The organism is Enterococcus sp. DIV0358 (assembly GCF_051713465.1).
GTDB lineage: Bacteria > Bacillota > Bacilli > Lactobacillales > Enterococcaceae > Enterococcus > Enterococcus faecalis.
In genome coordinates this window covers 2,365,255-2,380,132 of the sequence record NZ_JBIOPX010000001.1, presented here as the reverse complement: position 1 = coordinate 2,380,132, position 14,878 = coordinate 2,365,255, and the positions used below count along the sequence as shown (strand labels likewise).

Here is a 14,878-nt window from a genome sequence, read left to right as displayed (position 1 = left end):
CTTGTTCTTTTACAAGGAACGACCGTCCTTTATAGAAATTTTCAGTAAAATGCAGTATAATACAATAGGTAGAGACTGAAGCATAATTGTTTAGTTATGTTTCAGTCTCTTAAAATCGAAGAAACTACATAGTGTCAGTGAGAGGAGTCACGATGTTTTCAAAATATAAACCGACATGGATGATTGATGCGATTTATAAAATTACCCCCGCACAATTAAAAAAACTGGGGATTAAGGCAGTACTAACTGACTTAGATAATACGTTAATTGCTTGGAATAATCCCGATGGAACAGAAGAATTAAAAACTTGGTTATTAGAAATGAAAAATGCAGGAATTACCGTCCTTGTTGTTTCAAACAACAAAGACAGCCGGATTAAACGCGTTGTTGAAAAGTTTGACTTAGATTATGTAGCACGTGCCTTGAAACCAACCGCACGTGGCTTCAAATTAGCAGAAAAAAAATTAGGCTTGAAGCCATCTGAAATGTTAATGGTCGGCGATCAGATTATGACAGATATTCGGGGAGCTAACGCAGCGGGTATACGCAATGTTTTAGTTCAACCGATTGTCGATACAGATGGCTGGAATACTAGAATCAATCGGTTCTTTGAACGGAAAATTATGAAATACTTATCAAAAAAACATCCAGAAATGACATGGAGAGGCGGATTAGAATGACAGAGGCAATTCATTGTATTGGCTGTGGTGCGATTATCCAAACGGAAAATCCTCATGAATTAGGCTATACACCAAAAACAGCTTTCGAAAAAGGAATGGAAACAGGGGAAGTTTATTGCCAACGTTGTTTTCGCTTAAGACATTATAATGACATTCAAGATGTCCAATTAACAGATGATGACTTTTTACGTTTATTGAATGGTTTAGGAACAGAAGATGCACTGATTGTGAACGTAGTGGATATTTTTGACTTTAATGGCTCTCTTATTCCAGGACTACATCGTTTTATCGGAGATAATCCTGTGTTGTTAGTTGGCAATAAAGTGGATATTTTGCCTAAATCATTAAAAAAACCTAAAATGGTTCAATGGATGAGAGAACGGGCCCATGAAGCAGGATTACGCCCTGTTGATGTTTTACTAACAAGTGGCAAGAAACCACAAGAAATGCAAGAGTTATTAGATACGATCGAAAAATATCGTGAAGGCCGAGACGTTTATGTCGTAGGTGTGACCAATGTTGGAAAGTCAACATTAATCAATCAAATCATTCAACAAACAGTGGGTGTTCAAGATGTGATTACGACATCACAATTTCCTGGAACAACGCTAGATAAAATTGAAATTCCATTAGACGATGGCCACTTCTTAATCGATACGCCAGGAATTATTCACCGTCATCAAATGGCACATTACCTAGGTAAAAAAGACTTGAAAATTATTGCACCGCAAAAAGAAATCAAACCGAAAGTTTACCAATTAAATGCTGAACAAACCTTGTTTTTAGGTGGCTTGGCTCGCTTTGATTATGTCCAAGGTGCTAAAAGTTCCTTCATTGCCTACGTTTCCAATGACTTAAATTTACACCGAACAAAAACAGCAACCGCCGATGCTTTTTATGAAAAACATGTTGGTGGCTTATTGCAGCCTCCACGTGCCGATGAAGTCGCTGAGTTTCCTGAATTAGTGCGCTTTGAATTTTCCGTGAAAGAAAAAACGGATATTGTGTTTGCTGGTCTAGGTTGGATTACTGTCACAGAACCTGGTGTAGTCGCTGGTTGGGCGCCTAAAGGTGTCGATGTTTTACGTAGAAAAGCATTAATTTAAATTTTAGAGAGAAGGCAAACAATTTGAAACTTAGAGGAAAACAAAAACGTTATTTACGTAGTCAGGCACACCATTTACAACCTATTTTTCAAGTAGGCAAAGGTGGTTTGAATGACGCAATGATTACACAAATTGATGAAGCGTTGGAAAAACGTGAATTGATTAAAATTACGTTATTACAAAATACAGATGAAGTAGCAGAAGAGGTTGCAGAAGAACTAACAGCAGCCATTCATTGCGATGTGGTACAAATTATTGGTCGCGTGTTGGTCTTATTCAAGCCATCAAGTAAAGAAAAATATCAAAAAATTTCAGCAGCAGTCAAAGAGATTTAATATTGGAGGGATGAACAATGGGAGAAAAAAGACAAGCGCGTCAAGGAGCGGACGTTCTCTTGCAAGAGGAACCGTTACGTTTTCAAACAAGAAAGCAAGTCGGCTTGTTAGGTGGTAATTTTAATCCCGTTCATTTAGCACATCTTGTCATGGCCGATCAAGTTCAAAATCAACTAGGTTTGGACAAAGTTTACTTAATGCCTACGTACTTACCACCACATGTAGACGAAAAGAAAACAATTAGCAGTGAACATCGGTTAGCGATGTTAGAACTAGCAGTGGCTGATAATCCCTGCTTAGATATTGAGCCAATTGAATTAATTCGCAAAGGCAAAAGTTACACGTATGATACGATGAAAGCTTTAAAAGAAGCCAATCCAGATACTGATTATTATTTTATAATTGGTGGAGATATGGTGGAATACTTGCCCAAATGGCATCGGATTGATGACTTACTCCATTTAGTTCAATTTGTCGGCATTCGGCGTCCTAATTATCCAACGGAATCTACCTATCCAATTATTTGGGTTGATGTTCCGCAGATGGCGATTAGTTCCACTTTGATTAGACAAAAAGTCAAAAGTGGTTGCTCAACACGCTATCTTCTTCCAGAGAATGTGATAAACTATATTCAAGAGAAGGGACTGTATCAAGATGAGCTGGATAACAAATTATGATGCTGCACAACGTGAATTATTAATGCAAAAAGTTCAAATGCAAATGAGTGAACGTCGCTTTCGCCATGTGTTAGGAGTCGAGGAAACAGCTGTGGCCTTGGCAGCGAAATATGGTGCCGATGAAGCCAAAGCCAGTATTGCTGCTTTGACGCATGATTACGCCAAAGAACGTCCAAACGATGAATTCGAGTTGATTATTCGCCGAGATGGTTTTGATTTGGCTTTATTAAACTATGGCAATGAAATTTGGCATGGCTTAGTTGGGGCGGATATTGTTCAACGGGAATTAGCCATTGATGACGAAGAAATCTTGCAGGCAATTCGTGTGCATACAACTGGGGCTGCTAAGATGAGCTTGCTAGATAAAATTATTTATGTCGCAGATTACATTGAACCAGGACGTGATTTTCCAGGTGTGAAAGAAGCCCGTGAAATTGCCCTTGTTGACTTAGATGCAGCGGTTGCTTATGAAACGAAACATACCTTGTTACATTTGATTGAACAAGAACATAAAATTTATCCAAAAACGTTAGAGACCTACAATCAATGGGTCGTTAATCAAAAATAAAAGAAGAAAGAATTACTAGGAGGGAACTATCATAGATAGCCAGAAAATTTTAGAAATTGCTGTCAAAGCAGCAGATTCAAAACGAGCAGAAGAAATTGTCGCATTAGACGTAAGAGAGATTTCATTATTAGCAGATTATTTTTTAATTTGCCAAGCCAATAGTGAACGTCAAATCAATGCGATTGTTGATGAAATTAACGAACAAGAAGCCAAAAATCAAGTAGAAGTCAAACGTGTGGAAGGTAAAGAAGGCGGAAAATGGATTTTAATCGATTTAGGTGATGTTATTGTCCATGTATTCCAATCTTCAGAACGTGCCTTTTACAACTTAGAAAAATTATGGTCAGATGCCCCAATGGTTGATCTAAGCGCTTGGGTCGACTAAAATGGCCTACGAAACGTTTGCTTTCGTCTATGACGAAGTGATGGACGAAAGCCTATACCAAAAATGGTTGGATTTTTCCAATCGTCATCTCCCACAAGGAACCCAACAAATTCTTGAAATGGCTTGTGGTACAGGCGCTTTAGCAGTTGATTTTGCGAAAAGTGGTTACGATGTGACGGCCTTAGACTTATCAGAAGAAATGTTGATGATTGCTAGTGAACGAGCCTTTGAAGAAGAAGTACCAGTTCAATTTGTTCAGGGAAATATGCTAGATTTATCTGAAGTGGGACAATACCAAGCCATCACTTGTTTTTCTGATTCACTGTGCTATATGGCTAATCGCCAAGAAGTACAACAAGTGTTCGATGAAGTTTATCAAGCGTTAGAAGAGGAAGGAACGTTCATTTTTGATGTTCATTCTACTTACAAAATTGATTCAGTTTTCCCAGAATATAGCTATCATTATCAAACAGAAGAATTTGCTTTTCTATGGGATAGTTACGCTGGTGAAAAAGAACACAGCATCGAACATTTCTTAACATTTTTTGTGAAAGAACAGGAAACAGATGAGCACTTTGTTCGGTATGATGAATTGCATCAAGAACGAACCTATTCGTTAGATAACTATTTACGAATGTTAGAAAGTGCTGGTTTCATGAACGTCAAAGTTTATGCAGATTTTACAGATGAAGCACCAACTGAAACAAGTGAACGCTGGTTCTTTGTTTGTCAAAGAGATTAATAAGATTTGGCTTATGAGCTTGGGACAGCGCTTAAAAACGTTTGTCTCTTTGCTGATAAGTCCATTTTTTTATAACGGAGGTGGCTAGAGTGAAAGCCTGTGGCATTATCGTGGAATATAATCCCTTTCATAATGGACATCGCTATCATGCCCAACAAGCTCGCCAACAAAGCGGAGCTGAAGTAGTGATTGCTATAATGAGTGGAAATTTTTTACAAAGAGGAGAACCAGCTTTACTAGATAAGTGGGCCAGAGCAGAAGAAGCTTTGCAAAATGGTGTGGATTTAGTCATTGAATTGCCGACAGCTTGGTCGGTACAGTCTGCGGATTACTTTGCCAAAGGCGGTATAAAGTTATTGCAGGCGTTGCAATGTGAGAGCTTATGTTTTGGAACAGATAGTACAAGCGCAATTGATTATGCGGCTTTCGGCCAGTTTGTCCAAGAAAATCAATCCTTAATTGATCAAACGTTCCACGCATTGACAGACAAACAATTGAGTTATCCACAAAAAATGACTGCTGTTTTTCGTCAAGTATATCCTGAAAGCAGGTTTGATTTTTCTTCGCCTAATCATATTTTGGGGATGAGTTATGCAAAGGAAAATGCCACGTATCCAACCCCGATGACGCTCTACCCAATTGCTAGAAAACAAGCGGGCTTTCATGATGCAACGATTTCTGGGAAAGTTGCTAGCGCCACGGCGATTAGGCAAAGTGTTTTTCAACAAGAAATAACGCAAGTGTTGCCAACGGTGCCTTCTATAACCGCACAACATTTACAAACACAAGCAATGATTTCATGGGAAAACTATTGGCCCTTCCTAAAGTATAAAATTGTTCAATCCTCGTTAGAAGAGTTACAAGCCATTTACCAAATGACGGAAGGACTTGAATATCGACTAAAAGATCAAATCCAAGCAGCAGGTTCTTTTCACGAATTAATGGAACGTATGAAAACGAAGCGTTATACTTGGACAAGATTGCAACGATTAGCAACCTATATATTGTTAAATATGACCAAAGAAGAAGTTGAAACTGTTTGGCAAGACAGCTATCTCCATGTGCTAGGATTTACGCCAAAGGGACAAGCTTATCTAAAAGAAACCAAAGCACAGATTCAATTGCCGGTAATTTCCAAGGTATCTAAAGAAAACCGCGCTATGCTTTCGTTAGATATTCGCGCCAATCAACTATATCAGATGGGAGATTCTTCTTTAAAAGAACAAAATTTTGGTCGGTTTCCCTTACGATTTTCGCCAGATACCTAAAAAATACTTAACAAAAATCAGTTTCCCCAGTATAATAAACAAGGGATAAGATACTAACAACAAATCAGAGAAAGCGAAGTGAGAATATGGGCCGTAAATGGGCAAATATTAAAGAGAAAAAAGCTGCCAAAGACGCAAACAATAGCCGTGTTTATGCAAAATTCGGGATTGAAATTTACGTAGCAGCGAAGTCAGGAGACCCTGATCCTCATGCAAACCAAAAACTACGGTTTGTAATCGAACGCGCCAAAACATACAATGTACCAAAACATATTATTGATCGCGCTATTGAAAAAGCAAAAGGTTCAGCAGATGAACAATATTCTGAATTACGCTATGAAGGATTTGGGCCAAATGGTTCAATGGTCATTGTTGATGCTTTAACAAACAACGTGAACCGAACAGCAGCAGATGTGCGGGCCGCATTTGGTAAAAACGGCGGAAACATGGGTGTCAGCGGTGCTGTTTCCTACATGTTTGATAATACAGGTATCATTGGCTTTGCTGGTGACGATGCGGATGAAATTTTAGAATACTTAATGGAAAAAGATATTGATGTTCGCGATGTTGTTGAAGAAGACGGTCAAATTATCGTTTACACAGAACCAGAAGATTTCCACCATGCACAAGAAGCGTTAAAAGAAAAAGGCATTGAAGAATTCACGGTTACTGAGTTAGAAATGGTTCCACAAAACGAAGTAACATTAGAAGGCGAAGATTTGGCGAACTTTGAAAAAATGTTAGACGTTTTAGAAGATTTAGAAGATGTTCAAAAAGTTCATCATAATGTAGATTTACCTGAATAATCCATTTGTTCGTTTGTTTTAAGATTTAGAAATGAGCCATCGGTCATTTTGACTGATGGCTCACTTTTTTTCATATAATACATAGAAAAAAGAAAGTTGATTGATAAGTCCATGTGACACAAAGCATTCAATGACAGGTTCAATTTTTGTCTGTTCCATAAATATTTGTCTAAACAGTTGAATTAATAGTACAATAGTCTAGTAAGATAGATCATTGAACGGGGTGAATAGGCGTGAAAAAGGGAATGTTAGCGTTTTTTGTCGGGCTAGCGGTTTTATCATTAACTGCTTGTCGGGAACCAAAAGAAAAGAAAGTGACCGCTTCAACGGAGGCATCCTCTAAAGTTGAAGAGACGAATGAAAAAACCAGTGAAACAATTGACAAGACAAACGAACAAGCGAGCAGCAGTGTCGAGTCTAATGAATCAGTGAAAAATGAAGAGCCGACAGCTGATGGAAACAATAGTCAGCTAACTGTAGCTGATTTAGATACTACAGCGATTAATGCTGGCGATTTTACTACTTTAGTTGGAACATGGAAAAATGGTAAAGGAGAGAGTTTGATCATTCATCCTGATGGTAGTACAAATACCGGAGGAATGATTACGAAGGATTCACCTACTGATGAGTCGCGACCAATTACAAGCTTAAGTATTAGGTGGGGGCCTACTGGTGCTGCGTTATTATTATATAAAATTGGTGTTGAAAATCCTAACGGCGACCAATCGGATAAGACGAAACCGCGATTGTTAATTACTCAAGATAGTGGAAATTATCCTGCGGAAGAGTATTACTATCGTTCTTCTGAAGAGGAAATTCAAGACCAAAATGAAGAGGCAAAAATCATCGAGAACCAAGAACAAGCAGAGGCATGTATCAGAAGTACATTGACTGATGCAGAAAATGATGATACGAACCTTGGATTTTTTGGTATGAATGGAAATGACTTCTTTTTTAGAGCCCAATCGAAACAGATGGCTGCAAATGGAGGGACTGGGACTGTTGGTTTTTTCAGAGTATCACCACAAGGAGCAGTCAGAATAACGGATGCACGAGGCAACTAAAGATAGTCTCGTGGCAATCTATTTAATTCCTATAAAAGTAGCAAAATAAGAATGAAATGATCACAAAATCTTCACATTTAGTTTGTAAGATATAAGCATATCAACAAACAACCTTAACAACACAAAACACTTTTTCATTTTTAACTCCTTTCCCGTCCTTACCCAAAGGGCGGGTCTTTTTTTGTGTAAAACTATTCGCTCAAGATACCAAAAAGCCAGCTTGTAGTAAGCTGGCTTTTAACTCTTTACATGTTGGCGCTTGTAGACACGAGATAATATTAAGGTGTTGGAACAGTTGGTGAATAGTTCGTTTTTCGACCATAAAGTTCTTGTGTCGCCGCCGAGATATACGCAGATGAATCTTTTCCTGGGAGGTTATACATTAGATAAATACCATATTGCTCCGCTTTTGTACGTTTAGCATATTGCGCAGCTAGATTTTGATTGACACCAACTTCAACGGCAGAAGCACCTAAACGAGAAGCAGGCATCCCCGCAATTTGTGGCGGATTCCAGGTACTATAATAAGGATTCCAAGCATAATCAATTAAAGAACTCATTTGAGGATTAGCAGAAGAGTTCGCAGCCGCTGGTCCAATATTATAAAAAGTAATTAATTTATCATTGCCTAAGCGATTTCTTAAGGCTTGAAGTAACCAAATGAACGAAGAATTATTTGGTTGAGGCGTCCCATTTTTTCCGTATTCAGCATACTCATCATCAAAATCAATACCATCTAAATGATACGTATTAACGACTTGTTCTAATTGAGCTGCAAAGGCATCCGCACTTTCGTAAGTTGGGAAGTTAGCAAAGCCAGCGCCTTCATGGTTGCCTAAAATAGACAATAGGACTTTAGTGCCGCGTGCTTGAACTGGACGAATTTGTGTTTCAGCTTCGTTTAAAGTTTGTTGGACCCGTTCATTTAGATATAAGTAAGGTTTTTTATTGACCGTGTCATAATTAATATTGGCTACAAAAATAATCCCCATATCAAAAGCAGGTTGATTGGTTCCAGCTAAAGTATATTTTCCCACATTGTTAAAATCGTGGTTATTTACTTCTACATACATGACTGTTTTAGGTGTAACAGTTGATGCTGCTTGTACTTCAAATGCAGGTAGTGCAAACAGTAACCCACCGACTAAAAGTATCAAACTTAAAAAAGTTGAAATAATCCCTGTTTTCTTGTTAAAAAAATGAGTGCTCAATTGATGCCCCATAACTTTCTCCTCCTATAAAATAAATATTATTTGTAAGCGCTAACAAAGATATGTTATCATTTTTATAATTTAAACACAAGAAGAAGAGAACAAAAGTGAGCAAATCCACAGAATATAAAAGCATCCTTCGCAAAATGGTCTTGCGAAGGACGCTCTTTTACCAATCAAAGAGTAAGGCATAGCCTAAAGAAAGCAGCTCTCGGCCAAAATTTTTGATATCTTTTGGAAAAGAAGAAGCCGCAGTGATGCCTGAAACATTTGAGATGCCTGCTCGCTTGGCTAAAAGTTGCGAGCGGTACATGTGAAAGTCACTAGTAACAATCACTAGCCGTTTAAAAGAAAGGAGTTTTTGTGAATTGACAATATTTTCTTTGGTGCGTGTGGCACGATTTTCTAAGAGAATCTGTTTTTCTGGAACACCTTTATTTAGCAAGTATTGTTTCATAACCGCGGCTTCCGTAGCCGGCTCATCTGCTCCTTGCCCTCCGCTAACAATAACGGGTGTCTCGGGGTGTTGTTTAATATAGGGGATAGCCACATCTAACCGAGCTTGCAAAACACGGCTGGGCAGTGCGGTTTCTTTAGACGTCCCTAAAACACGGGCCCCTAAAATTAAAATAGCATCTGGTTTATCGGTGGGTTGCGTATTTTTGCCAGTAAAAATAAGTAGACCTAAAATCAAAAGAATACAAAAGCCAAAACTGACAATGGATAAACTTGTTATTTTTAACCAATGCATGAAACATCCCTCCTTGTAATGTTAGTGTATACGAAGTACCATAGAAAAAGCGATAGAAAACAAAAGACTTATAAAAAAATCTATGTTTTAATAGAAACTTTTGAAGAGAGGGAGCGAGTGAATGCGTACAGAAGAAGAAATGTTTCAACTTATTATGGATGTAGCAAAACAAGAAGAACACATTCGAGCCGTGGGAATGGTGGGTTCTCGCACGAATGTGAAAGCGCCAAAAGATAGTTTTCAAGATTTCGACATTGTTTATATTGTAGAACCATGTGCTGAGTTTTTTGAAACAGCAACGTGGACAGCAAAATTTGGTCAACCATTAATTATGCAACGTCCCAAGGAAATGACCTTATTTCCCACAGAACCGAAGACGCGGGAAACATTTTTAATGTTATTTGAAGATAGTCAACGTATCGATTTAACGTTGTGTCCTCTCGCAGAAAAAGACAATTGGCATGAAGGCGATTCTTTAGCAATTATCTTGTTAGACAAAGATGAAAGTTTGCCGCCTTTACCTGTAGCATCTGATAAAAATTATACAGTAACAGTTCCGGATCAGCAGCAGTTTAACGATTGTTGCAATGAATTTTGGTGGGTTAGTACGTATGTAGTTAAGGGTCTTTGTCGGAATGAACTATTTTACGCTGTCACACATCTCTATGAATATTGTCAGCAGGAACTGTTGCGCTTGCTTTCTTGGCAAGCGGCTTGGCAGGAACCGGAGCCAATTTCTGTTGGGAAACAATTTAAGTATCTGAAAAATTATGTCACTCCTGACACGATGGATCAATTAGCATCGTTGCTGGATTTTTCTAGTAAAGAAGCTTGTTGGAACAGCTTAATAAAGACACAAGCCTTTTTTGACGTCGTCGCTCAGGATTTTGCTAAAATGGCCCAGTTTACGTATCATTTACAAGAAGCAAAAAAAGTCACAGAGTATACAAATTCTTTAAGATTAAAGGATTTACAAGGAAAATAAGCTGAAAACAACGTAAAAATAGTGTATAATTGAAAAAATTAATCTGCGAGAGAAAGGGACCCTTTTTTGATTGTAGATCACCGCAGTTGTTTGTTGCCTAGACTCTAAAAAATAAACCTAAAATTATTGATATAAAGGATGAACAAATGAAAAAAGAAGAAATGCAAATGCGTAATACACGTCGTCAAAAATCAGGAAAAAATAATAAAAAGAAAGTAATTATTACTTCTTTGGTTGGACTAGCTCTGGTTGCTGGGGGCAGCTATGTTTATTTTCAAAGTCACTTTTTACCAACTACAAAAGTAAATGGAGTTTCTGTAGGCTGGTTAAATGTAAATGCTGCAGAAGAAAAATTAGCGCAAGTTAATCAAACCGAAGAAGTTGTGGTTCAAACGGGGACAAAAGAAGAAAAAATTCAACTTCCTAAAAAATACCAATTGGATCAAAAATTTTTAAAAGACCATTTACACAGTAGCAAGGTGAAGCTACCGTTAAATGAGGCATTCAAAAAAGAACTAGAAGCTAAATTAGCGACTTTAAGTTTTCCAGAGGGGAAACCAAGCAAAAATGCGAGTATCCGTCGAGGCAATGGCACTTTTGAAATTGTTCCCGAAGAACAAGGCACAGTAGTGGACACACAGCGCTTAAATCAGCAGATTATTGCGGATGTTGAAGCGGGAAAAGGCAACTATCAATACAATGCCAAAGATTTTTATAAAGCCCCTGAAATTACAAAAGAGGATCAAACGTTAAAGGCAACATTGACAACGCTCAATAACAAGTTAAATAAAACAATTACAGTTGATATTAATGGTGAAAAAGTAGCCTTTGATAAAACACAAATTCAAAACGTGCTGAATGATGATGGCACAATCAACAAAGAAAAACTAACTACTTGGGTGACACAATTAGAAACAACATATGGTTCTGCTAATCAACCAGTTTTATTTACAGATGTTCACGGTACGACACGTCGTTTTAAAAACAACGGAAGTTATGGCTGGTCGATTGATGGGGCCAAAACGCAAGAACTACTAGTAAACGCGCTGAATAGCCAAGAACAAACGAATGCAATCACTGCTCCGTTGGTTGGCGATACCAAAGAAAATAGTAAAATTGCCAATAATTACATTGAAATTGATTTAAAAGATCAAAAAATGTATTGTTTCATTGATGGCAAAAAAATAGTCACCACAGATGTCATTACTGGCAGATATAACAAAGGAACTGCAACAGTACCAGGATTCCATACAATTTTATATCGGACAACCGATGTGAATTTAGAAGGTCAAATGCTTGATGGTTCTCGATACAGTGTGCCAGTAAAATATTGGATGCCGTTATTAAGTCAAGGGGGCGTTGTCACACAAATCGGGATTCATGACTCCGACCATAAATTGGATAAGTATGGCGATAAAGAAGCCTTTAAAACCGATGCTGGTAGTAATGGCTGTATCAATACGCCAGGAACAGAAGTTTCAAAAATCTTTGATGTATCCTATGACGGAATGCCGGTAATTATCTACGGACATATCTATGATGATGCACCAGGTGAATTTGATAAACCTGTAGATTACGGCGAAGAAGTATAAAAAGAGATATTAGGCAAGACCGCACTTTGGTCCAGCTGTGTATCTGAAAAGTAAAAATTGGAGACGTCAACCGTAACGACTGACGTCTCCAATTTTTTATTGACAAGCGTCATATCCCGCTCTATGATACAAACAGAACAAGCAATTTAAATTGGGGGAACGAAGATGCCATTTGTACATGTAGAATTAATTGAAGGCCGCACAGAAGAACAGTTAACTAATATGGTCAAAGATATTACAGAAGCTGTGTCAAAAAATGCTGGTGCACCAAAAGAGAATATCCATGTGATTGTCAATGAATTGAAAAAAGACCGCTATGCACAAGGCGGCGAATGGAAAAAATAAGTTTTCAGAGAATTTCTGTTGAATCACTTGCTTTTTCTGAAAATAAGTGGTTAAATAAGTGCATAAATGATTGATGAGAAAGACAACTGAACTTGCCCGCGATCTATTAGAGAGGAAAATCTTGGCTGAAAATTTTCCAGATTGGCACAAGGGATGACCACTTTCGAAACCTTTGTTGAAACAAAGGCGGTCGCACCGTTAACACGCTAGAGGAACACAGATTATTTGTGTTCAAAATTAGGTGGAACCACGATATTTTCGTCCTAGTATTCGTTAGAATACTAGGACTTTTTGTTTTTTAACAAGGGGAACAGGTGGCTGTTTCGTTTCATTGTGAAAAACAGGAACACAATGAAACGCTTCAAATCAAAAAAATTAAAAGGAGAGAATTTTATTATGTCTATTCACATTACTTTTCCAGATGGCGCTGTTAAACCGTTTGATTCTGGGGTTACAACATTTGATGTTGCTAAAAGTATTAGCAACAGTTTAGCCAAAAAAGCTTTAGCTGGTAAATTCAATGGTGTTTTAATCGATTTAGATCGTCCTATCGTAGAAGATGGTTCGCTTGAAATCGTGACACCTGATCATGAAGATGCTTTAGGAATTTTACGTCATTCATCAGCTCATTTAATGGCTAATGCCTTACGTCGTCTTTTCCCTAACATTAAATTTGGCGTAGGTCCTGCGATTGATTCTGGGTTCTACTATGATACAGATAATGGGGAATCCCCTGTGACAGCGGAAGATTTACCTGCAATTGAAGCCGAAATGATGAAAATTGTGAAGGAAAATAACCCAATCGTTCGTAAAGAAATCTCACGTGCAGAAGCGTTAGAATTATTTGCTGATGATCCTTACAAAGTTGAATTAATTACAGATTTGCCAGAAGATGAAATCATCGCTATCTATGATCAAGGCGATTTTGTCGATTTATGTCGTGGTGTTCACGTCCCTTCAACAGGACGGATTCAAGTCTTTAAATTACTTTCAGTAGCTGGTGCTTATTGGCGCGGAAACTCTGACAATCACATGATGCAACGGATTTATGGCACTGCCTTTTTCGATAAAAAAGATTTAAAAGAATTTATCAAAATGCGCGAGGAAGCCAAAGAACGTGACCACCGTAAATTAGGAAAAGAATTAGATTTATTTATGGTTTCACAAGAAGTTGGTTCAGGGTTACCTTTCTGGTTACCAAAAGGCGCAACCATTCGTCGTACAATTGAACGTTATATTGTGGACAAAGAAATTAGCTTAGGTTACCAACATGTGTATACACCAATTATGGCAGATGTGGAATTATACAAAACATCTGGTCACTGGGATCATTACCATGAAGATATGTTCCCACCAATGGATATGGGCGATGGCGAAATGCTGGTATTACGTCCAATGAACTGTCCACACCATATGATGGTTTATAAAAATGACATTCATAGTTACCGCGAATTGCCAATTCGAATCGCTGAATTAGGGATGATGCACCGCTATGAAAAATCTGGCGCATTATCAGGGTTACAACGTGTTCGTGAAATGACTTTAAACGATGGCCATACTTTTGTTCGTCCTGACCAAATTAAAGACGAATTTAAACGTACTTTGGAGTTAATGGTGGCAGTCTACGCTGACTTTAACATTACGGATTATCGTTTCCGCTTAAGCTATCGTGATCCAAATAATACAGACAAATATTTTGATGATGATGCGATGTGGGAAAAAGCGCAAGCGATGTTAAAAGCTGCCATGGATGAATTAGAATTAGATTACTTTGAAGCAGAAGGCGAAGCTGCCTTTTACGGTCCGAAGTTAGATGTTCAAGTAAAAACAGCTTTAGGAATGGAAGAAACATTATCAACCATCCAATTAGACTTCTTATTACCAGAACGTTTTGACTTAACTTATGTTGGCGAAGATGGTGAAAATACACATCGCCCAGTTGTTATCCACCGTGGTATTGTCTCAACAATGGAACGATTTGTGGCTTACTTAACAGAAGTTTACAAAGGCGCTTTCCCTACTTGGTTAGCACCAATTCAAGCAACTATTATCCCAGTTTCTGTAGAAGCGCATTCTGAGTATGCTTATGAAATCAAAGAACGTTTACAAGCACAAGGCTTACGTGTTGAAGTCGATGATCGTAACGAAAAAATGGGCTACAAAATTCGGGCCTCTCAAACCCAAAAAGTACCTTATCAATTAGTGGTCGGGGACAAAGAAATGGAAGACGCAACGGTGAACGTCCGTCGTTATGGAAGCAAAGAAACGTCTGTCGAAGATTTATCAATTTTCATTGACAGCATGGCTGCTGAAGTTCACAATTACAGCCGTTAAAAAAAGAGAAAAAGTCAAAAGGACTTCTG

General features: G+C 38.0%; 16 protein-coding genes. 14 read left to right on the top strand and 2 right to left on the bottom strand.

Annotated elements, in window-relative coordinates:
* Positions 1-152 precede the first annotated feature (152 nt).
* The 10 genes from IGK70_RS11515 to IGK70_RS11470 all read left to right on the top strand — a co-directional run bounded on the left by IGK70_RS11515 (position 153) and on the right by IGK70_RS11470 (position 7,631).
* Complete coding sequence (locus IGK70_RS11515) at positions 153-680, top strand: YqeG family HAD IIIA-type phosphatase (RefSeq protein WP_002356296.1); 528 nt, start codon at positions 153-155, stop codon at positions 678-680.
* A complete protein-coding gene (gene yqeH, locus IGK70_RS11510) occupies positions 677-1,786 on the top strand; it encodes a ribosome biogenesis GTPase YqeH (RefSeq protein ID WP_002381381.1) in 1,110 nt (369 codons plus the stop codon). Before IGK70_RS11515 ends, yqeH begins: the two co-directional genes overlap by 4 nt.
* A gap of 23 nt (positions 1,787-1,809) precedes the next feature.
* Positions 1,810-2,121, top strand: a complete 312-nt coding sequence (gene yhbY / locus IGK70_RS11505; protein WP_002356298.1) for a ribosome assembly RNA-binding protein YhbY — start codon at positions 1,810-1,812, stop codon at positions 2,119-2,121.
* Between the two features lie 17 nt (positions 2,122-2,138).
* Entirely contained in the window at positions 2,139-2,798 is a 660-nt protein-coding gene (locus tag IGK70_RS11500) for a nicotinate-nucleotide adenylyltransferase (protein ID WP_002365150.1), read from the top strand.
* Positions 2,776-3,366 carry a bis(5'-nucleosyl)-tetraphosphatase (symmetrical) YqeK gene (gene yqeK, locus IGK70_RS11495; RefSeq protein ID WP_002356300.1) on the top strand — a complete coding sequence of 197 codons (591 nt, stop codon included), beginning with the start codon at positions 2,776-2,778 and terminating at the stop codon, positions 3,364-3,366. Before IGK70_RS11500 ends, yqeK begins: the two co-directional genes overlap by 23 nt.
* Before the next feature lie 46 nt (positions 3,367-3,412).
* On the top strand, positions 3,413-3,751 hold the full coding sequence (rsfS, locus tag IGK70_RS11490) for a ribosome silencing factor (protein ID WP_033072556.1): 339 nt from the start codon (positions 3,413-3,415) through the stop codon (positions 3,749-3,751).
* Between the two features lies 1 nt (position 3,752).
* Positions 3,753-4,493: a class I SAM-dependent DNA methyltransferase gene (locus IGK70_RS11485; RefSeq protein WP_002356302.1), complete on the top strand. Its 741-nt coding sequence runs from the start codon at positions 3,753-3,755 to the stop codon at positions 4,491-4,493.
* A gap of 80 nt (positions 4,494-4,573) precedes the next feature.
* Positions 4,574-5,761, top strand: a complete 1,188-nt coding sequence (locus tag IGK70_RS11480) for a nucleotidyltransferase (RefSeq protein ID WP_002376446.1) — start codon at positions 4,574-4,576, stop codon at positions 5,759-5,761.
* 86 nt (positions 5,762-5,847) lie between these two features.
* Positions 5,848-6,567, top strand: coding sequence for a YebC/PmpR family DNA-binding transcriptional regulator (locus IGK70_RS11475; RefSeq protein WP_002407953.1), 720 nt, complete (start codon positions 5,848-5,850; stop codon positions 6,565-6,567).
* A gap of 233 nt (positions 6,568-6,800) precedes the next feature.
* Positions 6,801-7,631 carry a DUF6287 domain-containing protein gene (locus tag IGK70_RS11470; RefSeq protein WP_002370564.1) on the top strand — a complete coding sequence of 277 codons (831 nt, stop codon included), beginning with the start codon at positions 6,801-6,803 and terminating at the stop codon, positions 7,629-7,631.
* A gap of 278 nt (positions 7,632-7,909) precedes the next feature.
* Here IGK70_RS11470 and IGK70_RS11465 read toward each other — a convergent pair whose 3' ends face one another.
* On the bottom strand, positions 7,910-8,854 hold the full coding sequence (locus tag IGK70_RS11465; protein WP_438775267.1) for an endo-beta-N-acetylglucosaminidase: 945 nt from the start codon (positions 8,852-8,854) through the stop codon (positions 7,910-7,912).
* Between the two features lie 157 nt (positions 8,855-9,011).
* On the bottom strand, positions 9,012-9,593 hold the full coding sequence (locus tag IGK70_RS11460) for a YdcF family protein (RefSeq protein WP_002359392.1): 582 nt from the start codon (positions 9,591-9,593) through the stop codon (positions 9,012-9,014).
* A gap of 121 nt (positions 9,594-9,714) precedes the next feature.
* Here IGK70_RS11460 and IGK70_RS11455 point away from each other — a divergent pair, with 121 nt between their 5' ends.
* From IGK70_RS11455 to thrS, 4 genes are all read left to right on the top strand, one after another.
* The gene (locus tag IGK70_RS11455; RefSeq protein ID WP_104855685.1) at positions 9,715-10,578 is read left to right on the top strand and encodes an aminoglycoside 6-adenylyltransferase; all 864 of its coding nucleotides are present in this window, start codon (positions 9,715-9,717) and stop codon (positions 10,576-10,578) included.
* 146 nt (positions 10,579-10,724) lie between these two features.
* Complete coding sequence (locus tag IGK70_RS11450; RefSeq protein ID WP_002370561.1) at positions 10,725-12,170, top strand: L,D-transpeptidase family protein; 1,446 nt, start codon at positions 10,725-10,727, stop codon at positions 12,168-12,170.
* Between the two features lie 165 nt (positions 12,171-12,335).
* Positions 12,336-12,515 carry a 2-hydroxymuconate tautomerase gene (locus IGK70_RS11445; RefSeq protein WP_002356318.1) on the top strand — a complete coding sequence of 60 codons (180 nt, stop codon included), beginning with the start codon at positions 12,336-12,338 and terminating at the stop codon, positions 12,513-12,515.
* A 396-nt stretch (positions 12,516-12,911) separates the two neighbouring features.
* A complete protein-coding gene (gene thrS / locus IGK70_RS11440; protein WP_104855694.1) occupies positions 12,912-14,849 on the top strand; it encodes a threonine--tRNA ligase in 1,938 nt (645 codons plus the stop codon).
* Positions 14,850-14,878: the final 29 nt, after the last annotated feature.

What these genes read in the sequence shown, in the direction of transcription:
- yqeH (WP_002381381.1), top strand. Translation starts at nt 677, where the DNA reads ATGACAGAGGCAATTCATTGTATTGGCTGTGGTGCGATTATCCAAACG.
- IGK70_RS11485 (WP_002356302.1), top strand. Translation starts at nt 3,753, where the DNA reads ATGGCCTACGAAACGTTTGCTTTCGTCTATGACGAAGTGATGGACGAA.
- IGK70_RS11460 (WP_002359392.1), bottom strand. Translation starts at nt 9,593, where the DNA reads ATGCATTGGTTAAAAATAACAAGTTTATCCATTGTCAGTTTTGGCTTT.
- IGK70_RS11500 (WP_002365150.1), top strand. Translation starts at nt 2,139, where the DNA reads ATGGGAGAAAAAAGACAAGCGCGTCAAGGAGCGGACGTTCTCTTGCAA.
- IGK70_RS11445 (WP_002356318.1), top strand. Translation starts at nt 12,336, where the DNA reads ATGCCATTTGTACATGTAGAATTAATTGAAGGCCGCACAGAAGAACAG.
- IGK70_RS11450 (WP_002370561.1), top strand. Translation starts at nt 10,725, where the DNA reads ATGAAAAAAGAAGAAATGCAAATGCGTAATACACGTCGTCAAAAATCA.
- IGK70_RS11475 (WP_002407953.1), top strand. Translation starts at nt 5,848, where the DNA reads ATGGGCCGTAAATGGGCAAATATTAAAGAGAAAAAAGCTGCCAAAGAC.
- yqeK (WP_002356300.1), top strand. Translation starts at nt 2,776, where the DNA reads ATGAGCTGGATAACAAATTATGATGCTGCACAACGTGAATTATTAATG.
- IGK70_RS11455 (WP_104855685.1), top strand. Translation starts at nt 9,715, where the DNA reads ATGCGTACAGAAGAAGAAATGTTTCAACTTATTATGGATGTAGCAAAA.
- IGK70_RS11515 (WP_002356296.1), top strand. Translation starts at nt 153, where the DNA reads ATGTTTTCAAAATATAAACCGACATGGATGATTGATGCGATTTATAAA.
- thrS (WP_104855694.1), top strand. Translation starts at nt 12,912, where the DNA reads ATGTCTATTCACATTACTTTTCCAGATGGCGCTGTTAAACCGTTTGAT.
- IGK70_RS11465 (WP_438775267.1), bottom strand. Translation starts at nt 8,854, where the DNA reads ATGGGGCATCAATTGAGCACTCATTTTTTTAACAAGAAAACAGGGATT.